Source organism: Psychrobacter sp. CR212 (assembly GCF_059693765.1).
On sequence record NZ_JCATIF010000006.1, the window covers coordinates 150,020 to 175,280 of the forward strand.

At 45.9% G+C, this 25,261-nt stretch carries 23 protein-coding genes; 7 read left to right on the forward strand and 16 right to left on the reverse strand.

Translation table 11 applies throughout. The annotated features are described in order from the left end of the window. The first annotated feature begins 190 nt into the window (after positions 1-190). The gene (gene rplS, locus AC58CZ_RS11590) at positions 191-610 is read left to right on the forward strand and encodes a 50S ribosomal protein L19 (RefSeq protein WP_075106449.1); all 420 of its coding nucleotides are present in this window, start codon (positions 191-193) and stop codon (positions 608-610) included. 274 nt (positions 611-884) lie between these two features. Here the strand turns inward: rplS and AC58CZ_RS11595 are convergent, their stop codons facing one another. Further along, on the reverse strand, positions 885-1,445 hold the full coding sequence (locus tag AC58CZ_RS11595; RefSeq protein ID WP_494224553.1) for a DUF4442 domain-containing protein: 561 nt from the start codon (positions 1,443-1,445) through the stop codon (positions 885-887). Positions 1,446-1,946: 501 nt separating this feature from the next. Here AC58CZ_RS11595 and AC58CZ_RS11600 point away from each other — a divergent pair. Beyond that, positions 1,947-3,473, forward strand: coding sequence for a DUF3360 family protein (locus tag AC58CZ_RS11600; protein ID WP_058023517.1), 1,527 nt, complete (start codon positions 1,947-1,949; stop codon positions 3,471-3,473). Positions 3,474-3,625: 152 nt separating this feature from the next. Then, positions 3,626-5,470: an excinuclease ABC subunit UvrC gene (uvrC, locus tag AC58CZ_RS11605; protein WP_494224554.1), complete on the forward strand. Its 1,845-nt coding sequence runs from the start codon at positions 3,626-3,628 to the stop codon at positions 5,468-5,470. A 94-nt stretch (positions 5,471-5,564) separates the two neighbouring features. Here uvrC and AC58CZ_RS11610 read toward each other — a convergent pair whose 3' ends face one another. From AC58CZ_RS11610 to urtA, 8 genes are all read right to left on the reverse strand, one after another. Beyond that, complete coding sequence (locus AC58CZ_RS11610) at positions 5,565-6,155, reverse strand: dihydrofolate reductase (RefSeq protein WP_494224555.1); 591 nt, start codon at positions 6,153-6,155, stop codon at positions 5,565-5,567. A 79-nt stretch (positions 6,156-6,234) separates the two neighbouring features. Further along, positions 6,235-7,104 (reverse strand): thymidylate synthase, encoded by an 870-nt coding sequence (locus AC58CZ_RS11615; RefSeq protein WP_494224556.1) that lies wholly within the window; start codon positions 7,102-7,104, stop codon positions 6,235-6,237. A gap of 153 nt (positions 7,105-7,257) precedes the next feature. Then, positions 7,258-8,142 (reverse strand): prolipoprotein diacylglyceryl transferase, encoded by an 885-nt coding sequence (lgt, locus tag AC58CZ_RS11620; RefSeq protein ID WP_494224557.1) that lies wholly within the window; start codon positions 8,140-8,142, stop codon positions 7,258-7,260. A 260-nt stretch (positions 8,143-8,402) separates the two neighbouring features. Next, complete coding sequence (gene urtE / locus AC58CZ_RS11625; protein WP_058023522.1) at positions 8,403-9,101, reverse strand: urea ABC transporter ATP-binding subunit UrtE; 699 nt, start codon at positions 9,099-9,101, stop codon at positions 8,403-8,405. A gap of 133 nt (positions 9,102-9,234) precedes the next feature. Then, positions 9,235-10,044 carry an urea ABC transporter ATP-binding protein UrtD gene (gene urtD, locus AC58CZ_RS11630; RefSeq protein ID WP_071003742.1) on the reverse strand — a complete coding sequence of 270 codons (810 nt, stop codon included), beginning with the start codon at positions 10,042-10,044 and terminating at the stop codon, positions 9,235-9,237. A 35-nt stretch (positions 10,045-10,079) separates the two neighbouring features. Next, positions 10,080-11,150, reverse strand: coding sequence for an urea ABC transporter permease subunit UrtC (gene urtC, locus AC58CZ_RS11635; protein ID WP_071002819.1), 1,071 nt, complete (start codon positions 11,148-11,150; stop codon positions 10,080-10,082). Positions 11,151-11,160: 10 nt separating this feature from the next. Beyond that, the gene (urtB, locus tag AC58CZ_RS11640) at positions 11,161-12,756 is read right to left on the reverse strand and encodes an urea ABC transporter permease subunit UrtB (protein ID WP_494224598.1); all 1,596 of its coding nucleotides are present in this window, start codon (positions 12,754-12,756) and stop codon (positions 11,161-11,163) included. A gap of 441 nt (positions 12,757-13,197) precedes the next feature. After that, the gene (urtA, locus tag AC58CZ_RS11645; RefSeq protein WP_494224558.1) at positions 13,198-14,550 is read right to left on the reverse strand and encodes an urea ABC transporter substrate-binding protein; all 1,353 of its coding nucleotides are present in this window, start codon (positions 14,548-14,550) and stop codon (positions 13,198-13,200) included. A gap of 385 nt (positions 14,551-14,935) precedes the next feature. On the opposite strand from urtA, the gene AC58CZ_RS11650 reads away from it, so the two are divergent. Next, the gene (locus AC58CZ_RS11650; protein ID WP_494224559.1) at positions 14,936-16,591 is read left to right on the forward strand and encodes a mucoidy inhibitor MuiA family protein; all 1,656 of its coding nucleotides are present in this window, start codon (positions 14,936-14,938) and stop codon (positions 16,589-16,591) included. 90 nt (positions 16,592-16,681) lie between these two features. Beyond that, positions 16,682-17,524 (forward strand): NRDE family protein, encoded by an 843-nt coding sequence (locus tag AC58CZ_RS11655; RefSeq protein ID WP_494224560.1) that lies wholly within the window; start codon positions 16,682-16,684, stop codon positions 17,522-17,524. 146 nt (positions 17,525-17,670) lie between these two features. Here AC58CZ_RS11655 and AC58CZ_RS11660 read toward each other — a convergent pair whose 3' ends face one another. Beyond that, positions 17,671-18,192, reverse strand: coding sequence for an RNA pyrophosphohydrolase (locus AC58CZ_RS11660; protein ID WP_058023527.1), 522 nt, complete (start codon positions 18,190-18,192; stop codon positions 17,671-17,673). A 451-nt stretch (positions 18,193-18,643) separates the two neighbouring features. Between AC58CZ_RS11660 and AC58CZ_RS11665 the strand changes: the two genes are divergently transcribed. Together AC58CZ_RS11665 and AC58CZ_RS11670 are read left to right on the forward strand one after the other, a co-directional pair. Continuing rightward, a complete protein-coding gene (locus AC58CZ_RS11665; protein WP_494224561.1) occupies positions 18,644-19,057 on the forward strand; it encodes an OsmC family protein in 414 nt (137 codons plus the stop codon). Positions 19,058-19,068: 11 nt separating this feature from the next. Beyond that, positions 19,069-19,497: an MAPEG family protein gene (locus AC58CZ_RS11670; RefSeq protein WP_075106435.1), complete on the forward strand. Its 429-nt coding sequence runs from the start codon at positions 19,069-19,071 to the stop codon at positions 19,495-19,497. Positions 19,498-19,543: 46 nt separating this feature from the next. Here the strand turns inward: AC58CZ_RS11670 and AC58CZ_RS11675 are convergent, their stop codons facing one another. The 6 genes from AC58CZ_RS11675 to hisIE all read right to left on the reverse strand — a co-directional run bounded on the left by AC58CZ_RS11675 (position 19,544) and on the right by hisIE (position 25,192). After that, positions 19,544-20,578, reverse strand: a complete 1,035-nt coding sequence (locus tag AC58CZ_RS11675) for a tRNA-dihydrouridine synthase (RefSeq protein ID WP_494224562.1) — start codon at positions 20,576-20,578, stop codon at positions 19,544-19,546. Between the two features lie 75 nt (positions 20,579-20,653). Beyond that, the gene (locus tag AC58CZ_RS11680) at positions 20,654-22,153 is read right to left on the reverse strand and encodes a UvrD-helicase domain-containing protein (RefSeq protein WP_212564097.1); all 1,500 of its coding nucleotides are present in this window, start codon (positions 22,151-22,153) and stop codon (positions 20,654-20,656) included. Between the two features lie 162 nt (positions 22,154-22,315). After that, positions 22,316-23,203, reverse strand: coding sequence for a twin-arginine translocase subunit TatC (gene tatC, locus AC58CZ_RS11685; protein WP_494224563.1), 888 nt, complete (start codon positions 23,201-23,203; stop codon positions 22,316-22,318). Then, positions 23,203-23,862 carry a Sec-independent protein translocase protein TatB gene (tatB, locus tag AC58CZ_RS11690; protein ID WP_494224564.1) on the reverse strand — a complete coding sequence of 220 codons (660 nt, stop codon included), beginning with the start codon at positions 23,860-23,862 and terminating at the stop codon, positions 23,203-23,205. Before tatB ends, tatC begins: the two co-directional genes overlap by 1 nt. A 26-nt stretch (positions 23,863-23,888) precedes the next feature. Continuing rightward, entirely contained in the window at positions 23,889-24,131 is a 243-nt protein-coding gene (gene tatA, locus AC58CZ_RS11695; protein ID WP_201600244.1) for a Sec-independent protein translocase subunit TatA, read from the reverse strand. A gap of 224 nt (positions 24,132-24,355) precedes the next feature. Then, positions 24,356-25,192 (reverse strand): bifunctional phosphoribosyl-AMP cyclohydrolase/phosphoribosyl-ATP diphosphatase HisIE, encoded by an 837-nt coding sequence (gene hisIE, locus AC58CZ_RS11700; protein WP_494224565.1) that lies wholly within the window; start codon positions 25,190-25,192, stop codon positions 24,356-24,358. Between the last annotated feature and the right edge of the window lie 69 nt (positions 25,193-25,261).

Consider the following 25,261-nt stretch of genomic DNA (forward strand, 5'->3'; position numbering starts at 1 on the left):
CTTTATCGTCATTAAGCTTAATAAACAGTTAAGAAACAGAATTTTGAGCAATAATAAAACGAGTCATCGCATAGTGGCCGTTGGTTATAACCCATTTATGTTGTATCTTCCTATAAAGAGATACAATTAATTATTACAAACAGGTGATATGCGTCAAGCCTCTATTATCTAATGTGAGGAGATAACTCTCATGAGCAACAAGCATCCATTGGTTCAGGTCATCGAAAATGCTCAATTGATTGAGCGCCCAAACTTTGCACCCGGCGATACCGTTGTGGTACAAGTAAAAGTACGTGAAGGTGAGCGTGAGCGTTTACAGGCTTTTGAAGGCGTTGTAATTGCTAAGCGTAATCGCGGTCTAAACTCAGCGTTTACCGTACGTAAAATCTCAAGCGGCGTTGGTGTTGAGCGTGCATTCCAGCTGCACTCACCACTGATCGATAGCATTGAAGTGAAACGCCGCGGTGCTGTTCGCCGTGCGAAACTGTACTACTTACGTGAGCGTTCTGGTAAATCAGCACGTATCCGCGAAAAACTTGCGCCACGTCCAGCTCAGAAAAAGACTGACGCTGGTGTACCTGATGCCGTTGATACTGCACCTGGTATTTAAGCACAAGTTTGCCGTTTTGAGTTGATCGTATTATTTTAGGATTGACTCAAATAAGGTAATAGTAGATACAAGCCCTTATTCATAGGTTTATTTATAAATAAGCGGGCCATACCAAAAAAGACAAAACCCCAATCTATGCGAATGCTAGATTGGGGTTTTTGTATGTGCGCGCTTATCAATTTAAACTTGCTGGTTGGTTAACTGGATATTCACAGCTGATAGATACTATGCCTTGTCATTAGTCAAAAAGCCTTACCAGTAAAGTAGCCAAAAACTATTCAGTATGGGGTGTTTCAATTCGGCTGGCCTGCTCTTTAGATTTGCTGTATTTGCGTAGTCTGATATACAAGGTTTTGGTGACGGTAGCAATGAGCTTTTGCTGATCGTCTACGATATCGACTTTATATTCACGAAATACAGCTTCACCGTCTTTTGCCAACTCTTGAATGGTAATTACCTCAGTGCTAGGTATTTTCATTCGCGCGGTGACTTTACTGTTACCGGGCGCGATAAAATCAATATGTGAGCTTTTGTCCCAGACCACATAGTTGCTACCTAATTGATGCATCAGCATGAGCATATAGAAGGGATCTACCATGGAGTATAAACTACCACCGAATTGTGTACCGACGATATTTTTGTTGAGAGTGGTCAGTTCCATGCTGACCACGCACAATCCCTGATCGAGGCTGATGTGGTCGATTTTGATGCCTGCACCGATATAGGGCGCGTAAGTATTGAGTCGCAGCTTTAAAAGATGCGGGGTCAGTAGCGGCATGATACTTTGCTTGGCTCGACGCTTCAAAGTCTCAAAATTGCTGGGACGTACACTCATAAATCTATCCTGTTGCTTTTATTGATTTTTCAGTGATATGGGTAGCGCTGTTTCTTAGTGCTTGCTATTAGACGATAAACGACAAAGACATTTATCATAGTTAAAAATGACTGCACTCGCTAGTTTCAAAGCGTAACTAAGCATAGTCTTTATAGTTATCGCAAAGCAATATTTAATATAACTATCTTTAGTATTTAGTTATATGATAAAAAATGTTCAGATGTCAGTTATTCTTAAGAAAATTGGCCTTTAATTTAATTTTATGTCTAAATTAGCGCTGTCTATTCCCAATAGTTTCCTATTAAGTTTATTATTGTATCCAATGAAAACTTTAATTTATTTTTATAACGATATATGTAGTCTTTTTAATTCACCTTAAATTCGCATTTCCTTATGCCTTAACATACAATGGTTTTCCGCTTATCATGACCGATTGGTCATTTAGCTAACGCCAAACCAAAAAAGTATTCAATCAAAACCTAATGGACACAAGGAAATGTGATGAGTAATATTCAGGCCTCATCTTCAGGGTCTAATACGCCGCGACCAAACCCAGCCAATCAAGACAGCGAATTGCAAGGCAGTTATATAGATTTGCATAAGCCAAGCTCAAGCTTCGACAGTCGAGATGCCTATCTCAACCACGAATTACAAATTATGCAGCCAAAACGTTGGCGTCCCAATTTACCATTTCGTGATTATCGTTTTGAGTATGAAGATACTATCCCAGCGATGGCAGCGACCATCGGTAAAGTGGTCATGGTAGGCGCTATTGCAGCAACTTTTGCAGGACCACTCGGCTTAGGTGATGCGTTTGTTTTAGAAAACGTTCGTTATGAGCTGTTGATTGTCTCGTTCTTTATTATCTTATTTTCTGGATTTCTGCTACCGACAGCCAACCTCGCTGGTACTCATGGGCCACTTATTCCATTGATTCCCATTGTCGTTGCTGCAGGTGGGCATCCAATGGCTTTTGGCCTACTCATTGGGGCTTTTGGCCTGCTGCTTGCTATTAGTAAAGGAGGAAGCTTACTGGCCAATTTAACCAGTAAAGGCGTATGCGGTGGCCTCTTAATCTACTTAGGGTTTATCGGTACGACGTCACAGGTTAAGAACCTTTTTGCTTGGGCAGAAGGGATTGGTATGTCGCACATTGCTTTCTTTATTATTCTAGCGACTATCCTGCTATATGCATTGCTTGAACATTGGCAAAAGCGCTGGCTTGCGGTTCCGCTCAGTTGCGTGTTAGGTGGCGGTCTTGCTTTTGCATTGGGCGCACCTTTTGCGTTCAAAACGGCACCAGGTCTACCGCATATGAACCCAATGTATTGGTGGGGTGAGAATACAGGTTGGATGTTAGGGCTACCGACGATTGAAAGCTTCATTGTGGTATTGCCGTTTGCTATCTTGGCAGTTGCTATGTGGTCGCCAGATTTTTTGGGTCATCAGGTATTCCAAAAAATCAGCTACCCTAAGCGTACTGAAAAAGTGCTCATGGACATCGATGACACGATGACCAGCGCTTCATTTCGTCAGGTAGTGGGCTCTGTGCTAGGCGGTGCCAACTTTGCGTCATCTTGGGGAACGTATATTGTCCCTGCGGCGATTGCTAGGCGTCCGATTCCTGCTGGTGCGCTATTGACGGCCTTGTTCTGTATTATCGCAGGTGTTTGGGGCTATCCAATGGATTTGGCCATCTGGCAACCCGTGATGTGCGTGGCATTGATCGTTGGGGTTTTCATCCCACTCTTAGAGGCTGGCATGGAGATGACGCGCGAAGGTAAAACCACGCAGTCTGCTGCTATTGTGGTGTTTGCTTCTGCCTTAGTGAACCCAGCCTTTGGTTGGTCACTCACGCTATTGCTTGATAATTTGGGCTTGATTGGCTCAAAAGAGCGCAGTGCTAATTTGACTAAAATGAGCCGATGGATCATACCAGGTATTATGTTCGTGGTACTGACTGGCGTGATGGCTATCGTCGGTATGTTGCCAGGTATTCCAGCATTAATGGCAAACTTCCGTCATTAGACCATTGATAATTAGCATATAACCGAACAAACGAAGTCAGCATAAAGCTGGCTTTTTTGTGCGTGCTATCGAGGCAATAATCAGCTTGCAAAACCACGATTCCTGCCCCATAACTAGCAGTATTACTAAGATTTTTAAGAGCAATACATTCTATGGTTACTGTCTCAGAATTGAGTCCTGTCGATGACAAAAAAGCCCGTCTTAAGCATCTGATCAAGAACTTGCCTAATTTGCCAGGGGTATATAAGATGCTGGGCAAAAACGGCGATATTTTATACGTTGGTAAAGCCAAGTCGCTAAAAAGCCGTGTGAATAGTTACTTTGCCAAGACGATCGATCATCCAAAAACGCGGGCACTGGTGGCACGGATTCATAATATTGAGACCATTATCACGCGTAGTGAGACCGAGGCTTTGTTGCTCGAGCAGAACTTAATTAAAGAGTATCGCCCGCCTTATAACGTCTTGCTACGTGATGATAAGTCGTATCTATACGTGTTTATCTCAGCGGATAAGCCTTATCCACGTTTGGCGTATGGACGCGGCAAAGGCAATCATCAAAAAGGTCGTTTCTTTGGCCCATTTCCCTCTGCCCATGCAGCAAAAGAAACGCTAGTGTTGATGCAAAAAATGTTTCAAATGCGCCAATGTACCAACACCTTTTTTAAGCAGCGCCAGCGCCCTTGTCTGGAGTATCAGATTAAGCGTTGCCGTGCGCCCTGCGTTGGACTGGTATCGCCGGAAGAGTATGCAGAAGATGTGAATAACACCATTCGCTTTTTGAAGGGCGACTCTAGTGATATTCATAGTACGCTGATCGAGAAAATGGAAGGCGCTGCCGAAGCGTTAGATTTTGAAAAGGCGGTATTGTACCGTGATCAATTGTCGATGCTACGCGAAGTGCAAGCAAGGCAAGCTGTCTACACCGTGCAAGGTGAGGCAGATGTGATTGCCATTGATAGTCAGGCGGGCATGACTTGCGTCAACGTGCTGACCGTGCGCGGTGGTCGCGTGTTAGGCGGTAAAAACTATTTCCCTGATGTGGACAGTAGCGAGTCGCTAGCAGATAACCTATCAGCTTTTATTACCTCGTTTTATTTTCAGGTGACGGACGATCTGCCAGCAGAGGTTATATTAAGCCATGAGATTCCTGATCAGGTAGCAGTAAGCGAAGCATTGGCAACGCATTTTGGCAGCAAAGTAGTCATCAAAACCAATGTGCGTGAGCATCGCTCAGAGTGGCTGGATTTGGCAACACTCAATACCAGTAATGCCCTAAAGACTAAGCTTGGTGATTATTTAGAATTGCACGCACGCTTTGGCGCACTAAAAGACGTACTGGCTGAGGTGACTGATCGCACCATTGATCGCATTGAATGTTTTGATATCGCGCATACCATGGGTGAGGCGACCATCGGTAGTTGCGTCGTATTTGATCAAGGCGGTGCGCGCAGGCGTGACTACCGTCAATATGCCATTCATGATATCCAAGGCGGCGATGACTATGCAGCCATGAAGCAAGTGCTGACAAGGCGGTATAAAAAGCAGCCGTTGCCTGATTTGTTGCTTATCGATGGTGGTAAGGGTCAGCTGAGTATGGCGAAAGAAGTGCTGGTTGAATTGGGCATTCTTGGTGATACCTTGCTCATTGGTGTTGCCAAAGGGGAAGGGCGTAAGGCGGGACTTGAAGTGTTGCACTTTTTGGATCATGAGCCATTAGATTTGCCCATGGATAGCAAAGCATTACATTTACTGATGCATATTCGCGATGAGGCGCATCGTTTTGCGATCACCGCCCATCGTAAAAAACGCGATAAGCGCCGCTCCTCATCGGTACTTGAGGTCATTCCAGGTCTTGGTGAAAAGCGCCGCCGTGATTTACTCAATCACTTTGGCGGTATGCAGCAACTGCTTGGCGCGTCACAGCAAGAGTTGGCAGGCGTACAAGGGATTGGCCCTGTACTGGCAAAGACGGTTTATAAAGTATTACACGAGTAGATCTGTAACGCTAAAACGATAGTAAATAAAAAAGGGTCAGCTTTGATAAATATACATATCTGAAGCTGACCCTTTTTTTTGAGTCAATCAAACACTATTGGTCAGTCTTCTCTACTTTATAGGTCGTAAATTTGAAGCTCAAATCACTTTTTTCATCGTGCATTTGCTCAGATTCTTCTGCTACTTTGAAGCGATCTGGTAGCTCAGGATAGAACGCATCACCATCCGTAATATCAGTATCTACGTGGGTCAGCTCAATGCGGTCGGTATACATCAGTGCTTCGCTAAAGACGCGCTCACCGCCAATCACCCAGATCGTCTCCAGATGTAGCCCATGTGCCAAACTTGCGGCATGAGTAAGGGCATCATCTAAATTATGCACCACATGCGCGTATTCATGTCCGACCAGTCCTTGCTGTTCTGCATAGTCCATTTGGGTAGAGATGATAAAGCACACACGCTTTGGTAAAGGCTTGCTACCCATGGATTCAAACGTCTTACGACCCATAATGACGATGCCCTGAATATCGCTACTAGAGGCCGTATTTTGCGGGTCACGTGTGGTCATTTTTTTGAAGTGCTGCAGGTCTTGTGAGATATGCCACGGCAGCTCGTTGTTTTTACCGATACAGCGATTGCTACTTATGGCGGCGATTTGGGCAACTTCAGTGTGGGCATAGCTCATAATGGGTCCTTTCTATTATATTTTTAAACGTCTGTATTTTAACTTACAGACTTATTTATTGTCGTGCATGAGACGTATTTTAAACGGCAACTTTGGCTTTGATGGTCGGATGAGACTCATAGTTATTGACGCTAATATCGTCGTATTCAAAGGCAAAAATATCTTTCACCTCTGGATTCAGGGTCAATGTTGGCGGTGTATATAGCGAACGTGTCAGTTGTAGCTCAGCCTGCTCACGGTGGTTTTGGTAAATGTGGCAATCACCACCTGTCCAAACAAATTCACCAACCTCCAGATCACACACTTGCGCGACCATATGCGTCAATAACGCATAACTGGCAATGTTAAAGGGCACACCTAGGAAAAGATCAGCCGAACGTTGATACAGCTGGCAGGAGAGCTTACCATCCGCCACAAAAAACTGAAACAGTGTATGACACGGGGGTAGTGCCACTTGCTCTGCCTCTCCTGGATTCCAGCCAGAAACAATCAAGCGGCGCGAGTTGGGGTTGGTCTTGATTTGCTCAACGACCTGTGCGATTTGATCGACACCATCATCGTTGTAGCTGCCGTCCGCGCCTTTACTTGCACCATAGTTACGCCATTGATGACCGTAGACAGGGCCCAGCTCACCTTCAGGACGATTGAAACGTGCGGTTTGCTCCGCTGTCGCCCACTCATTCCAGATACGCACGCCATGGTCTTGCAAGTATTGAACGTGGGTGCTGCCACTCAAAAACCATAGTAGCTCATAAGCAATGGACTTAAAGTGGACTTTTTTGGTCGTCAATAATGGAAAACCTACCGCTAAGTCAAAACGCAGCTGCGCGCCAAAATGACTCAGCGTACCTGTACCAGTACGATCGCCTTTTGCGGTTCCGTTGTCTAAGACGTGGCGCAGCAAATCAAGATATGCTTGTTCGTTGTTGCTTTGGGTGCCATTGATCATAAAAATGCTCTTTAATTACTGCTGACAGCGTCCACAGATTAGGCTAATAATCCACATAGAAGCTGTCATTGTTAAAAGTATTGCTAGGGTAGGCGTTATGAGGCGTACCCTCTTATTCAAGTTATTAATCGTTTTATCGGTAAGGCGAGAGCCTTAGTAAGCGGCATGCTTACCCCAATCGTAGATACCGCGCTTGTAAGCGTAACCGATTAAAAACAGACCGATAATAATCATCGGCGTGCTCAATATTTGCCCTTTGGTCACCCAGCCTAACAAAATAAATCCTTGGTCAACGTCTGGTTGACGGAAGAACTCAATGATAAAGCGGCTCAAGCCATAGCCCAGCATAAAGACACCAGTCACTGCCATACGCGGACGAGGTTTTGATGAGTACCACCACAGGAACAAGAATAACAGCAGACCTTCAGCAAAGGCTTCATACAGTTGTGACGGATGACGAGGCAATAAATACTGACCATTGACCTCAGTCATCACCTCTTGTAGCTCAGGATTGGCCTGTAGCTGCTGCATATCAAAGCCAGCCGCTTGGGGAAAGTAGGTGAGCCAGTTATAGCCACCATCAGAGACACGGCCCCATAACTCGCCATTGATATAGTTGCCAATACGCCCAAACAATAAGCCCGTCGGCACGCAAGGCACGATAAAATCGAGTACTTGAAACGGAGTCTTTTTATATTTGCGAGCAAAGTACAGCATCCCCAGCATGACACCAATCAGGCCACCATGGAATGACATGCCGCCTTCCCAGACCTTGAAGATGTAGGCTGGGTTTTGTAGCAACTCGCCAAACTGATAAAACAACACGTAACCGACACGACCACCTAAGATGACACCCAGTGCGCCAAAGAACACGAGATCTGAGACCATATCTGTCGTCCAGCCCTCACGCTTGGTACTGCGATACCATGCCAGACCGTAAGCGGCAGCAAACGCCAATAAATACATCAGCCCATACCAGTGGACTTCGACGGGCCCAAGTGCCAAGGCGACAGGATCGTACTGAGGATGAATCATCATAAGAGTGTCATAATATCGATAATAAAGTGCTGACTATAATAGCAAATTTCAAGCGCTGGTCATACACAATTGCTATCAAGGCAAGCACGCGGTATTGATGATTTAGGGCATTGATTTGATGCCCTAGATATGGATGATAGAAGAGAGGCGAGCGGTTTAGACCGATCATAAAGAGTTTCTCATGATGCACAGCGTAAGATAGAGACACAATTATTAGTGGCAAAGAGCGAGCATGACTATCTAAGTATGAGAAAGAGTCATCAAATGGCGACCAAATCTTGTACCTTGTTGTCGACCATCGTATCACCTGCACCTTGAGAGATGACCTTGCCACGCGAGAGCACGGTGTAATTGTCAGCAAGCTCTTCGGCAAACTCATAAAACTGCTCAACCAGTACAATCGCCATGTCCCCTTTGTCAGCCAAGTCGCGAAGCACACGACCGATATCTTTGATAATAGACGGCTGAATACCTTCGGTTGGCTCATCCAAAATAAGGACAGACGGCTCGGAGGCGAGCGCACGAGCAATGGCAAGCTGCTGCTGCTGACCGCCAGACAAATCACCACCGCGGCGATGTTTCATCTCATCAAGCACTGGGAAAATATCATATAAATGCTTGGGTACTTGCTTGGCTTTAGCGCGTGAAAACTTTGCCATACCAATTAAGATATTTTCTTCTACCGTTAGTGTCGAAAAGATATCGCGACCTTGCGGCACATAAGCCAAACCTGCTCGCACGCGCTGCTCGGGGGAGAGTTTGCTGATGTCTTGGTCATTGAGCAAAATTTGTCCTGATTTTATCGGTAATATCCCCATCAGGCATTTGAGTAGCGTGGTTTTGCCCACGCCATTACGTCCAAGTACCACACTGCACGCGCCTACAGGCGCTGTAAACGAGACATCTCGTAAAATATGACTGCCGCCGTAATATTGATTGATACCATTGACTTGTAACATGACGGTCTCCTAATCTTTCAATGATTTTTAATATTTGCAGGGTTTCGCATTTGCATAGCTTGGCATTTGCATAGCTTGGCATTTGCATAGTTTCGCGGTTTATGGGCTAATGATGTATTGAATCATTGTCCAACTATCGACCTAAATAGGACTCAATCACCGCTTCATTGGCTTGCACTTCCGCCAAGGTACCTTCGGCCAATATCGCCCCTTGTGCCAATACGGTGACTTTTTCACTAATCGCATCAATAAAAGTCATGTCATGCTCGACCACCACTAAGGTATGGTTCTGTTTGAGGCGCAGGCACAGCTCGGCAGTATGCTCAGTTTCGGCATCCGTCATACCAGCCACAGGCTCATCGAGCAAAATGAGCTTGGGGCTTTGCATCAACAGCATACCAATCTCTAGCCATTGCTTTTGACCATGAGAGAGTAAGCCTGCTGGCTTATTGATTTTGTCCGTCAAGCGGATTTGCTCAAGGGTCGAATTGAGGGTATCGCGCGTATCGGCATCGAGTTTGTTGAACAAGCTTTTGACCACGCGCTTGTCTTTTGGCGCAGCAAGTAGCAAATTATCCATTACCGTAAAATTTTCGAACACGGTGGGTTTTTGAAACTTACGCCCGATACCCGCTTCAGCGATTTCTTCGGTAGATAGGCTGGCAAGATTATGCGTTTGACCAAAAAACACACTGCCTTCGGTAGGTCGAGTTTTACCAGTGATGACATCCATCAGCGTGGTTTTACCCGCACCATTGGGGCCGATGATACAGCGTAGCTCGCCTTCCTCAATATAGAGCGACAGATTGTTGAGTGCGCGAAACGAGTCAAACCAAACGCTCACCTCTTCTAGATATAGCGCAATGCCATGGCTAAAATCGACGCCTGCTGGCTTTGGGTGGCTGCGACCCGTACCACCATGAGTACGCCCATACTCATGGATTGACTGCTCAGATGGTGTTGATTTATCAGTTAGCATTACTGTTTCTCCTTCTTGAAGCGATCGAACAAGCCCATGATGCCATTGGGCAAAAATAAGGTGACTACAACGAACAGCCCGCCCAATATCAATAGCCAAAACTCAGGATAGGCAACCGTAAAATAGGTTTTTACTGCATTCACCACACCTGTCCCCAAAATCGCACCCACCAAGCTGCCTCGACCACCAGTGGCTACCCAAACGGCCATCTCAATTGAGTTCACAGGGTTCATCTCACTTGGATTGATAATACCGACTTGCGGCACATAGAGCGCACCTGCGATACCGGCAATGACAGCGGATAATACCCAAGCGGAGAGCTTGTACCACAGCGTGCGATAGCCTAAATACTGTAAGCGGTTTTCGCTATCACGAATTGCGCCTAGCACTCGCCCGTACGGCTGATTCATCAAATAACGCAGACCCATGTAAGAGAGGAGTAATGCCAAGGCGGTAACAAAACACAGCATAGAACGGGTTGAGGCAGCAGTAATGTCATAACCTAAGAGGGTAGTAAAGCCCGTGAAGCCGTTATTGCCACCAAATCCTGTTTCGTTACGGAAGAATAGCAGGGCGGCGGCATAGACCATGGCCTGAGTGATGATAGAAAAATAAACACCTTTGATTTTTGAGCGGAAAGCAAAAAAACCAAAGATAAAGGCAATCACACCTGGCACCAAAACCACCAATGCCATCGCCCACCAAAAATGCTGCGTGCCGGCCCAATACCATGGCATCTCAGTCCAGCTCAAAAAACGCATAAAATCAGGCAAGCCATCGCCAGCAGTCTCACGCGTTAAGTACATGCCAAATGCATAACCACCCAGCGCAAAATATAAACCATGCCCCAAGCTCAAAATACCAGCGTAGCCCCAGACCAGATCTAGTGCCAAGGCCACCATTGCCAATGCCATGATTTTGCCAATTAGGGTAATCCAGTAGGCAGAGAGATGAAAAGGTGACGTCTCTGGCATTAAGTGTAGCCAAGGGAGTATCAATAGCACGGCAAAGCACAAACCGATTAAAATGGCGCTACGCCTTGTATCAGACAGTAATTTGGTCAGTATCATAAGAGTCTCCTTATTCGACAAAGCGGCCTTTGAGCGCAAATAAACCTTGTGGCCGCTTCTGAATGAACAGAATCACAAGAACCAACAACACAATCTTGGCCAATACCGCACCGATACCAATCTCAAGTACGGTACCACTGACACCCAATCCCAAGGCGGCCAATACCGCGCCCCATACTTGTCCGACCCCGCCAACGACGACGACCAAAAAGGTATCGATAATATACGTCTGACCCAGATCAGGGCCGACGTTGCCCACTTGAGCAAGCGCACAACCAGCCATACCAGCCAGTCCAGAGCCCAAACCAAATGCCATCATATCGATGCGCGCAGAAGGGATACCAACGGCACGTGCCATTTGACGGTTTTGAGTGACGGCGCGTATAAACAAACCAAAGCGGGTTTTGTTGAGCAAGTACACCAGTAGCGCCACGATGATGACGGTAAATACGATGATGGCAATACGGTTATAAGGCAGTACCAAACTTGATGAGACTTGATAGGCACCGCTGAGCCACGCCACATTACTGACTTCAACGTTTTGCGCGCCAAAAATCATCCGTACCAATTGCATTAAGATTAGACTCACGCCAAAGGTTGCCAATAGCGTCTCCAGCTCACGACCGTATAACGGACGAATAACAATGCGCTCAATAATCATACCGATAACAGCACTGACCAAAAATGCAGCGGGAACCGCCGCAAGCAAATACCAACCCGCCATATCTGGCAGATAAGCTTGAAATAAGTTTTGCACCATATAAGTGGTATACGCACCAATCATAATCAGCTCACCATGCGCCATATTAATCACGCCAAGCAAACCAAAAGTAATCGCAAGGCCAAGTGCTGCGAGCAATAAAATGCTGGCGGTACTCATGCCAGTGAAAATATGACCTGTCCATGTGCTTATCTCAATACGGCGTGCCACGCTATCTCTGGCATCACTGAGCGCCGCCTCAAGCGTGGGATCCAAGTTGTCAGATGCAAGGGCAGATTCAAGATCAACCAATACCTGCGGATTATCGCTATCAGCGAGTAGGTTCACAGCCTCAATCTGAGTGGGTAAATCGCCATTTTTGAAATCAATACGAGCCTGTAGAGCCGTTAGTGCTTTTTGAACGTTGGCATTGTCCTCATTTGCGGCAGCGGCTGTGATAATGGCTGGATCGACTTGATCAATGTTATCTGCCAAAATCTCCACAGCCTGCAAGCGCTGTGCTGGCTTGTCAGATTCGAGCTTTACCTTGGCCTGTCCAAAGATAAGCGCCGAGCGTAAGGTATTGGTCAAGGTGACTTGGGACAAATCGCTTGGCCAATCGGACGTTTCGGTTTTGTCGGGATATGTGAAGAGTTGCTCCTCTGCATTGAGCAAATACGTTTGCCCACGGTTGCCTTGATACAGCTCATCATTGGCAATCAACTCGACCAGATTGTCCAAACTCTCAACCGATCCTGGCCAAGCACTTAGCATGGCTTGGCGCTGACTAAAATCGCCCGCCACAAATTGTTGAATAGCATCGCCTGATACTGCCGTCGTAGGCTGTGTCGGGGTAGTCAATGACTGCTCATTATTGGTGCGCAGCGTGTCACTACCATCGGTCATCGACTCTGAGGTCACAGTGGCGATATTTGCCGATTGAGCATCGTCATCTGCATGAACGATGGTGGTGAAGGCCGCTAACAGTAAGGCGATTAATACCAGCAGCCGTCGCGGCACAACCATTGAGATACTAGACGCGTATGTCCTTGCTTGCTGATCATTATTGTTTTTGGATAATATCTGCCCCAACAATGGGCGTAAAGTATGGTGCTGCATGTGCGGCTCCCTGTTTTTACAGACAACAAATCCTTGTCCTCTATTACTTAACGCAGTAAGTCATAGAAGCCGTGATAAGGTTTGGAGGTACTTAAAATTTTGAGAATAAGTGCTGAACTTCAAGATAGCGAGTAGGCGGTGGCTCGTTCATTGATATAGTCTATTTGTCTACTATTCATACTTGCTACCACCATGCGCTTTTCAGCACCTATTTATTGAGGGAGCCATTTATTTCGGGATATACTCGCTCCATGGCTGCGCTCGGATGACCTCTGGCGTTTTAAAAATCGTATCAAACTGACCATCGGCGCGAATTTGACCAATCATGACAGGCTTCCATAAGTGATGGTTTTCTTCATCCATCTTGAGGGTGTAGCCAGAAGGCGCATCGAATGTCTGTCCAGCCATGCTAATACGTACTTTATCAACATCGGTGGTGCCAGCATCTTCCACTGCCTGTTTCCACATATTGATACCCACATAAGTGGCTTCCATAGGATCGTTGGTCACAACCTTGTCGGCATTCGGCAGGTTTTTGTCCAAGGCGTACTGCTTATAGCGTTTGGTAAAATCGCTATTGACGGGGTTTTTGATCGACATAAAGTAATTCCATGCCGCCAAGTGTCCTTGTAGCAAGCTGGTATCGATACCGCGCAGCTCTTCTTCGCCAACTGAGAATGCCATGACGGGAATATCCGAGGCTTTGATACCTTGGTTGGCAAGCTCACGATAGAACGGTACGTTTGAGTCGCCATTAATAGTAGATATCACCGCCGTCTTTTTGCCTGTTGAGAATTTTTTAATATTCGAGACGATGGTCTGATAGTTGCTAAAACCAAATGGTGTGTACTCTTCCATGATGTCTGCATCAGCCACGCCTTTTGATTTCAAAAATGCCTTTAGAATCTGGTTGGTAGTACGTGGATAGACGTAATCGGTACCCAATAATACAAAGCGCTCTGCACCGCCGCCTTCTTCACTCATCAAATACTCTACCGCTGGAATGGCCTGCTGGTTGGGCGCCGCGCCAGTATAAAAGATGTTTTCTGATTGCTCTTGTCCTTCATACTGAACGGGATAAAACATCAAGCCATTCAGCTCTTCAACCACGGGCAAGACAGACTTGCGCGAGACCGAGGTCCAACCACCAAAAATCACGTCGACTTTATCTTGAGTGAGCAGCTGACGCGCTTTTTCAGCAAACAACGGCCAGTCAGAGGCAGGGTCCACCACCACAGGCTCTAGCTGCTTACCGAGCACACCGCCATTGGCATTGATTTCGTCAATGGTCATCAGTGCGGTATCTTTTAGGGAAGTTTCAGAAATGGCCATGGTGCCAGATAGCGAGTGTAAGATGCCTACTTTGATCGTGTCGCCATCAGCGGCAGGAGTGGTTGTTGTCTCTGTTGTGGTTTCGGTTGTTGTCTCTGTCGATGCCGCAGTTTCGGCAGGCTTTTGACAGCCAGCTAGACTCAGGCTACCAACGACGGCAATCGCTAATAAGGAAAAACGTGATTTGATTTTGCCATGTAGGTGAGCATTAACAAACTGAGGATTGGCTAAAGTGGGTAACGAAAACATGGACATCTCCTAAATAGACACAAAAGATAAAGTATGGCTCCTGAACAGTTATTAAGCGTTCAAGTTCCGTGCCAAGTCAAAAATGCCAATAATCGTATAATATTTGAGCAATAAAAAAATATTTTCTATGATTTTCGTTAATTTAGTGCACGATTGTTAATAGAGCGCACCATAACGGGGAAGGAGATAAAAAATTGGTGCAATGTAAAAACAAAGTCACGCCATAGAGAAGAGCTTATGTAAGTACAGAGGTTGCTAAAAGCGCTTATTGCTAAAAATCTGCAAAACGGCTACGGTAGCCTATAGAATAGACATTATTTCACATACGTATCTCATGAACAGATTACGCTGACGCCATGATTAATCACACCCCAAGGAAAGATATATGAACGCATACCGAACACAGTGGTCTGGCCTAACGGCTCATGCTCGCACCTCATCACGGCGCTCGCAACGATCGCGCCTTATGGTTTTGCCACTTGTGCTTGGGGGCAGTACGGTATTAGGGTTACCCGTCGCCCAAGCGGCAAAGAGTAGTATCGAGCAAGTAACGGTTTATCAAGGCTTAGCAAGTGTGACACGAGCATTGCCCATTACTGGTAGCGGTGAGCAAACCGTGGTATTTTCGTGCCTATCACCTTATATGGATAAAGACAGTCTCAGCGTGCAGGCGGTGGGTAATGTCAATATTGGTGAAATCAGTATTGAAGAGTTAACAGGAGAGCAAGCAATCCAGTGCCAATATCAAGGCGATGCCGAGGTACAAACACAGCAAAATACTTTAGCTAGTATTAATGCGGAATTAGAAGCGGCGCGCTTAGCAAAAGCCTATTTGCAAAATTTGACTAAGGCCACGCAAGTCAATACGGCGAGTACGATTGCTAGCAACGCACGCGATATAGAGGCGCAGGCGACCCGTATTAACCAAAGTATTATTGAGATGGAGCGGCGACAAGCAAGCGCCCAAGATACACTAAATCAGATGATGGCAAGCAGTGTCACGTCAACGGCGAGTAATGTGACCCAAGTGAGTGTACGCACTGCCAGTCGCGCGCCAAGTAGCATTAAATTGCATTATCAAGTACAAGGCGCAGGCTGGGAGCCTACGTATCAGGCGCGTCTCAACACCAATAGCGAGCAGCTAAATATCACCGCTTCTGCGATTATCGCCCAACAAACGGGCGAGAATTGGACCAACGTTCCTGTCACTCTCAGTACAGCCAACCCCAACCAGCGCGCGACAGGACGACTGCCTCATGTACCGCGCCTGTCGCTATATGAAGAAAACCAAAATGTTGAGTATGCAATACCTATGTCGGATAACACGCCTGTCGTAGTATCTGCCAGAGAGGGTTATAGCGACGATTCTAGAGCACCAAATATGGCACCACTGCCGAACTTTAGGGTCAGTAGCCAAAATAAAAACGGTATTATTGAATATCGCTTGCCGCAGCGAGTGACGATACCCAGTGGTGGCAGGCGAGTACGTACTGTCATTGGCGAGCAGTCTGGCAGCAGTAAGCTGTGGGTTCGTAGTACCCCAAGCGTTGAGACAGCTGCCTACTGGTATGCATCAGCGCCATTTCTGACGCCAGAGTGGGTAGATGGCTCACTACAGCTGTACCGTGATGACAACTATGTTGGACAATCGCGCTATAACTATCAAATGCTAAAAGAGCAGGGGATTGGTTTTGGTCGTGATCCTAGCATGATGGTCAAAGCGCTAATCAATGAAGACAAGCAAGGGGAAAAAGGCGTGCTCAACCGCACCCAAACTCTAACAACCACCCAAGCCTATGAATTTACCAATCAGCATAACCGCCCTGTGCGCCTGCAAGTATTGGGGAGCGAGCCTATCAGCCGTGATGACAGTCTCAAAGTCGCTGTCACCCACACGCCGCCTGTCACCGAGCGCAATTGGAATGACAATCAAGGCATGGTAGCGTGGGAGTTTAACGTGCCGAATAAACAGTCACAGGTGATACGTACAACATCCCAAATCAGTTACCCTGCCAATAAGATATTGAGTGGTGATCGATAGATGATACTTGCTGAGCAAATCAGTTTTAAGCGATGATGTTTATTTTTACCAAAAATCTTGCGCCCCATAAACGTTTATCAAAGGAATATTATGTGTATTGTCGCCATTGCTTGGCAGTTGTTTGACGAGCTGCCATTAGTGCTATTGTCTAATCGCGATGAGTTTCTGCAGCGTCCGACAGAGAGGCTGCATCAATGGTCTGATCAGCCGATTTATGCAGGGCGTGATAAGCAAAGTGGCGGTACATGGCTGGGTATTCATCAGCAGTCGCTAACAGATACAGTAGGCGAGGATGACACTATTTATCAGCAAAATGGTCGCTGGGCGGCCGTATTGAACTTTCGTGATGGTGTGCAGGCAGGTATTAATGAGCGTTCACGTGGTGAGTTGATCACGCATTTTTTGACCAGTACGCTCAGTCCGATGGCATTTGCACGGCAGATTGATTTGCGCAATTATGCAGGCTTTAATCTGATCGTCGGTGACACTCGGCAAGCAGTCATTGTTAATAATCGTGGTCATGCACCTACGCCACTGCATACAGGATTGCATGTGATTTCAAACGGTCAGCCAGAGGACAGCTGGTTTAAGACCGAGCGGTTGCGTGGGCGTTTACGCCAAGAGGTGTTGCCATTGATTGCCGAGGACAGCGCGGCTGCCTACTGGCAAGCAGCTGCATTCAATGTGTTGTCAGATAATACCAAGGCACCGGATGATCAGTTGCCAGATACAGGGATGAGCACTGAGCTTGAACAGACCTTATCCTCTGTCTATATTGAGCCTGTGAGCTTTGGTAATGCTGACACCAGCAAGCCTACTTATGGAACACGAACCCAGAGTATTTTGACATTGAGCAAAAATGGCGGGGTAGATTCAGAGATCACCGCTCACATTGTCAGTCGAGAGTATCCACATTCAGTGGCTAGTGAGTAAAAACTTATTATTCAATGTCAGTGATAACTTCTACTGATTTCACGAGAACCTATACATCATTATTAAAACCATTCACACAAAAAAGCCTGCATCACTGGATACAGGCTTTTTGTAATATGACAAACAATAAAAGTACGTTTTACTGATTAAGATTGAATCAAATGATTGCTTTGCTCAGGCAAGATCAGCTCTTGCTTTAAGGGTAGCTCACGTACCAGCTCTTGTAGAGCGCGACGATACACGCCTCGTTTGAAGTGAATCACTTGTCCGAGTGGATACCAGTAGCTGACCCATTGCCAATGGTCAAATTCAGGTTTCCCTTCATCAAAGCGGATGTGTTGGGTATTCGGCTCATCTAAGCGTAGCAAAAACCATTTTTGTTTTTGCCCAATACATAAGGGGTGCTGGCCATGACGTACGTAACGTTTTGGCAGACGATAGCGCAGCCAGTCTTGAGTGACTGCCAATAAGTCCACATGACGCGGGTGTAAACCGACCTCTTCCCAGAGCTCGCGATACATTGCATCCATCGGCGTCTCCCCGCGGTCGATACCACCCTGCGGAAATTGCCAAGCGTTGTGACCAATACGTTTTGCCCACAGAACCTGCCCTTGTGTATTTGCCAAGATGATGCCGACATTGGCGCGAAAGCCGTCTGCATCTATCATGACTAAACCTTTTTAATTTGTTTAAAAATAGCCTGTTTTCATCTGATACTGCGATAGCAATCATAATTATTATAAGGTGATGGTTATCAATATCAGCTAAAAACAAGATTCATTACCGTCATTAAACCAAGAAACAAGCAGAATGTGTAACAGTATTTTGCTATAAAATGTTTCACGAGTTTTACCTTTTAAAATCAATTATTTATAAATAGACTTTTGTGGGTTTTTCAAATAAAAATTTGATAAATATCGATGCGAGTAACGATAGCTGCATAGTGCTCAAATCATTTATTGAAGAAGAGAGTAAAACCAAGAAATTGTTTTCTCACGACACCATAGCCAAACAATGGCTTTATCAAATCTTGCTTTGGCTTATGCTACACTAGCAAAGCTGCATATATTTCAAACAATAAAAATAGGCTTATGCCAATTACAGTAAGGAACATTTACAATGTCAGAATCAAAAGCAAGCGTTACATGGCAAGAGAACAAAGCGTTCATGGGCGTGTCACCATCAGGACACAATGTACAAATCGATGCGGACAAAGAAAAAGGCGCCAGTCCAATGGAGCTAGTCTTACTAGGGCTGGGTGGTTGTGCCAGCTACGATGTGGTGTCAATCCTCCAAAAATCACGTCAAGCAGTGACAGACGTGCGTTGTGAGCTGACCGCCAAGCGCGCCGAAACCGTACCAGCTGTTTATACCGATATTCATCTGCATTTTGTAGTCACAGGTCAAGACATTAAAGACAAACAGGTTGAAAAAGCCATTCATCTATCAGCAGAGAAGTACTGCTCAGCCAGTCGCATGCTGGTCGCAGGTGGGGTCAATATTACCCATGATTTTGAAGTGATTGCAGGTTAAGGATTTATACGATGATCAGTGCATTTTTTGACTTGGTTTCTGATAAAGTGGCGTCTGCCATTTGGGCGATGGTGGTAGCAAGTCTACTACCATGGGCTGTATCAATAGTGGCAAAAGTATCTGGCGGCTTTAGGGTCAGAAATAATGCACATCCTCGCGATTTTTTTCAGCACACAACTGGAATGGCTGCACGTGCCAATGCTGCGCAGCAAAATAGCTATGAAACTTTGCCAGTGTTTTTGGCGGCCGTGTTGGTGGCCATGCTATTTTTCGTTCCACAATCGATCATTAATGTGTTGGCATGGCTGTATGTGATCATTCGAATTGGTTATTGCACCGCTTATATCACCAACTTATCGACGTTTCGCTCTATTCTCTGGGTGCTATCCATGGCATGCTGTCTGATGCTATTTTATCTGGCGATACGAGTCAGTGTATAGCGTTACCCGTCTATATTTACTAAGTAGACCACATATGATCAGGTGATTATTGTTGTACGCTTGCTTGTAGTGCATTGATAATCACCGCTTTGTTTTTCTCTCGCTTGATACTTTCCCACACTGTTTGCGCCTCAGCATAGCCTTTGGTGAGCATCCCTAACCACTGTTTATAACGCCCAACCAATACCACATCGTTCTTTGCCTCACCTTCCAAAAACTTAACTTGATGGGCGATCAAATCTTGCCATAGCAAGGTTGCCGTGTTTTTTCCGCTGTCATCATGATTTTCAGTATAGTTATCGACTTGCGCAACCAAATCAGGTCGTGTCACTGCGCCGCGACCTAACATGAGATGTGGCGTTCCTGCCTGAGTCATACAGTCATTTGCTTGCGCGGCGCTCCATATCTCGCCATTGGCAATGACTGGAATATCGAGCGCATTAAAACTTTGGATTTTGTCCCAATAGGCAGGCGGCTTATAACCTTGGGTTTTGGTGCGTGCATGGATGGTTAGCCAGTCGGCACCACTGTCGTTAATTGCGCCGCGAATGTCATCCATACGTGAAGTGTCGGTGTAGCCCAAGCGAATTTTGGCAGACACAGGAATATGCGCGGGTACCGCTTTACGTACCGCACTGATAATCTGATACATGGTTTCGGGTTCATCAAGTAGCACCGAGCCGCCGCGATGGCTATTAACGGTTTTGGCAGGGCAACCAAAATTGATATCAATCGCAGGCGCGCCAAGCTCGGCAGCATAAGTGGCGTTTTCTGCCATCAGCTGCGCGTCGCTACCCAAAAGCTGCACATGAATCGGCGTGCCAGAGGCAGTTTTGGCGTTATGATTTAACTCTGGCACGTATTTATAAAACACATGGGCTGGCAAGACATGCTGGGTGATACGAATAAATTCACTGACTGACCAATCATAGGGACGACCTAAGTCTGCTGCAATTTGCGTTAAAATTTGGCGCATCAGTGGATCGGTCAAACCTTCCATGGGTGCGAGGAGTCGGACGGGATTGGCAAATAACTGATGCATGGTATTTTGACGTGCTTGGTGTTGCTGAATATTATTCATACTTGTGATGCACTGTTAAAAGGTCGTTATAATGTGAAGTGGATTGAGGCGTTAGGTTGGCAACCAAAAAAGTGGTTAAGTATTGCCAAAAATCACTTTTTTCCCTGTCTGTAATCCTGATATCAAGTCTTTAATATTATGAATGTCCAAATTGCTCTGGGCACGGGTACAAGCAACATAAAGCAGGCGTAATTCTTCTGGACTTATCTTGACCGCATTGGTCGTCACATCGTAGTAAAAATCATCATCTAGCTGTACTTTACCCCATTCAAGCCCTTTGGCTTTATGCGCGGTGGAGATGACATAATCCGCATTTTCGATACTGGTGAGACTATTGACCGCTTGGCTTAGTACATTAGTTCCATGGTCATCGACCAGTTTGACCAGTGTTTTAAGATCACTGCCTTCATTGGTTTCAGCGTACTCTTGTACATCGCCCCAATTATAAAAATAAGCCAGCTCGGGTACACCATAAGCCGATTTACCATTTTTTAAGTTTTCTGCTGCTTGGCAGAATTTAAGCATACGATCAGTATCTGCTTGTAGCGCTACACGGTGCCCGTGCTTTAACCCTGTGAGTAATTGTGACATCGCCGCAGCATTGGTCCGGCATAAAATGGCGTCCTTTTTACTGTGTACCATACCTTTATCAGTAGAGGACTGTTTGTTCGGATTGCCCTTTAGCGGCACGTCTTCTTGCAGCGCTTTTAGTAAGGTATTGGCCACTTCTGCAATCGGTTCACCAAAGCGAAAAGACTGCGTTAATAACGTCTGTGGCAATGGCAGTTTTTTCATTGCATTCACAGCGCCGCGCCATTCATAAATCTGCTGGTGCGCATCGCCCACATAGATGACTTGTCTTGATTGCTGGGTCAAGATACCCATCATTAATGGATCAGCATCTTGCGCCTCGTCAAACAAAATAAAGTCCGCAGGGATGCTCGGCTTGGACAATGCCCACAGCTTGAGATAAATATCATGCCCGATGCCCGCAGGATGACGCGCATCGATCGACTGTAGCCAGCGCTGCTCAACGGCAGGGTAGAGCATCTCGCGTAATTGCTCGGCGTCTGAATCATCGAGCCAGCTTGGGAACAGGATATGCCTTGGCGCAGGGTAGCTGGCATGTGTACTACAAAAATTACTCACTGCGTCACTGACGAATCGAGACAACCGTGCTGGTGTCAGCGTAATGTATTTATTAACCCCATCCATTTGCCGACGGACTTGCACAGGTTGCAAGCCCAAATCATCACCGAGGCGCTTAGGTGAAAATCGCGGTAGAGATAGCTTGGCGGTAATATCACGCGCGACATGACGGTAGGCCAGCGAGTGAAAAGTGCGGCATTCTACATGCGGCGGAAACTTTGAACGAGCATCATTGGCAATCGCTTTGTTAAAGGCCAGATATAACCCGCGACCTCGCAAGCGCTCACCGATTAGCTTGAGTGTCGTGGTCTTACCAGCGCCTGCGTACGCCACCACTTTAAATGATTTTTGGTCCATCGCCATATTCAGCGCGGCGAGCTGCTCATCAGTGGGATCGCTCATATAAGCTGGCATCGATGCGGACATAATAAAGCTACCTAAATACAAGAAGTGATTAAAAACACAAGGGGCAAAAAAAGCCACTGGATAAACAATGGCTCATAGATGGTGGTACTCAATCGTGACAATAAGCACTAAGCTTACGCGTGGGGCAAGAAGAAAACAAGATAAGTCAGACGGGTAAATGCTTTATTCTTTGATTGTTGATATCAGGTCAGTACTAGGTTCTTCTTTGATCAAGATTTTAGCCAAAAATAATCCAAGCTCAAACAGTAACCACATCGGGATTGCTAGCATCAGCATGGATACCCCGTCAGGCGGCGTGACCACGGCAGCCACAGCAAAACAGCCCACAATGATATAACGACGCTTTTCTTCTAGACTCTGAATGGAGACAATCCCTGCCAATATCAATAGCAAGGTGACGACGGGAATCTCAAAGGTCAAGCCAAACACCATAAATAGCTTTAAAGCAAAACTCAGATAACTGTCGATATCGGTCATCGGTAATACGTTTTGCGGGGCAAACAGGATAAAGAACTTTAAGACGCCTTTGAGCACAATAAAATAAGAAAACGCCACACCTGCATAAAACAAAAATATAGAAGACAGCAGCACTGGGATAGCGATTCTCTTTTCTTTTTTATATAAACCTGGCGCAACAAATGACCAAATTTGATAAAGAATATAAGGCATCGCCAAAAAGGCTGCGACGAAGACCGTCAAACGTATCGGTGCCATAAAGTTCGAGGTGATATCTGTGGCAATCATGGTCGAATTGGCAGGCAACTGTGCCACCAACGGATCCGATAAAAAGTTATACAGCTCACGTGAGTAACCGACTAACCCCAAAAATATGATCAAAACAGCCACGCATATTTTGATTAGATGGCGGCGTAGCTCAATCAAATGCTCAGTGATAGGCATATCGCCCAATGCGCTTAAAACATCCTCTGATGATTCATTTTGAGTGCTATCAGTTGTTGCTTTACCGTCTTGATTAATGCCATTTAAAGCAGGAATATCTGAATCAGTGAGTTTTTCTTGGCGGCTTTTCTTGCGTTTGAGTAGTTGCATCAGTCAGTCCCCTGCTTATTATCAGAAGTCTGCGTACTTACCGAGCTATTTAGTAAGGTATCGGCTTTATAGTTCGGTAGATAAGGTGGCATTGGAAGGCGACGAGCCTTATCATAAGCGCCAAGTCGAAACCACATGTTTTCCCACGGTCGGGTATTAAGGATTTGAGTAACGGGCGCGGCGATATCGCTATCATCATTGCTGTTACCGTGCTTTGATAACTGACCCTTCTCTAAAGTATCTTGTGGCCCGTCAGTTGCATAAGAGTAGTCGAATGCTTTTGGTATGGCTGATTGCTGATGATTTTTTGTGTCGTCAGCTTTGTTATCTTTATCATTCGCGACCCCTGCATTTGATGCTTTTAGAGAATGGTTTTGTGAGCTTTCAAAAGCCTTCATATTGCCGCGCATCTCCGCCATCTCACGCCTCATATCGGCTTCGGTTTGACGAATTTTGGCAAGTTCTTTTTGCATTTGTTGGCGTGTCTCAGCCAAGTCTAGCTCGGCCTCTATTTCAGACTGTAATGTGGAGACGGTGCGGCGAATTTTGGCATACCATTGCCCAGCCGTACGCGCTGCCTGTGGCAGTTTTTCTGGGCCCAAGACGATTAGGGCGATTACGCCAAAGAGAAGTAGTTCAGAAAACCCGATATCAAACATAATGGTCCGATGTCACTGTCTAGATGCTATACATTATGCTTGTCATCAACCTTAGTGGTTGTTGGGCGCTCGTCGGTATGGGCCGTGCCATCATGGTCAAGCACCACGCGTTTTTTGGCATGCTCTGTATTTTCATCTTTGACCGCTTCTTTAAAGCCTTTAACCGCACCGCCCAAATCTTTGCCAGCGTTTTTTAGTTTTGCAGTGCCAAACACGACAACGACGACGACCAATAGTATCAGCCAATGCGTAATAGAAAAACTACCCATAATGGTATCCTTGTGACCTGGTTTTGTGACTTAGTTTTCAGTCTTCATATGTCTGCTTTGTATTGATAAAGCCTGCTTTGAATTGATAAAAAAGTTATGTATCAAAAAAAGCATCACATATAATGCGAGATAAAACAGAGCTATATTATAACCCGCAGTTATTACAAATAGGTGAAATCAACAATAATCAAACAGGGTCGATGCTTTTTTTTGTATCTTAATAACTATCTAGCCGCTTTTTCGTCGATACCTGATAAGCCAAACCGTCTTCCTAGCTCATTTAGTACAGCGTCTGACTCTATGTCAAACCATGCCAGTCCGACTAAAGTATGGAACCAGACATCTGCCACTTCATAGATAAGCTCGTGGCGCGCCGCCTCAAAAGCAGCTTTGTCTTTATTTTCATCACAGTGAGCAAAATCTTTGGCAGCAATGATGCTCTCTGTACTCTCTTCACCGACTTTTTCTAATATTTTATTCAAGCCTTTGGCGTATAGGCTGGCGACATAAGAGCTGTCGGCATCGGCTTGTTTGCGCTCTGCCAATACCTGATCGAGCTGTTGTAGCACAGAGCCTTTATCGACTTGCGCTTGAGTGTTATTAGAGTCGATGGTCGCGCTAGCATTTTCGTTTTCAGCATTGGTGCTAGCAGATTTATCAGAATGATAAATATCCGCAGGGTCTTTCAATACTTTATCGACTGTCTGCCATTCAGGTGTTTGGCCTGATAGATCTAAACGCTGATAAAAACAAGACTCACGGCCTGTATGACAAGCAATACCGCCCGCTTGAGTCACGCTTAGCACAATCACGTCTGCGTCACAGTCTAGACGAATATCGTGGACGGTCTGCGTATGACCTGATGATTCGCCTTTGTGCCACAATTTGCCACGCGAGCGCGAAAAATAAACCGCGGTCTGCGTTTGTGCGGTGAGCTGTAATGCGTCTGCATTCATCCAAGCCATCATCAAAATACGGCCTGACTCGTGATCTTGAGCAATTGCAGGAATCAAACCATCAGCATTAAAAGTTAAGGCAGTCAGCCAAGCAGGTAGAGTCATAATGTATGTGTCGTCTTATAGTTAGAGAATAAAAATATCAATAAGTAATTATACTACTTATGATTGGAG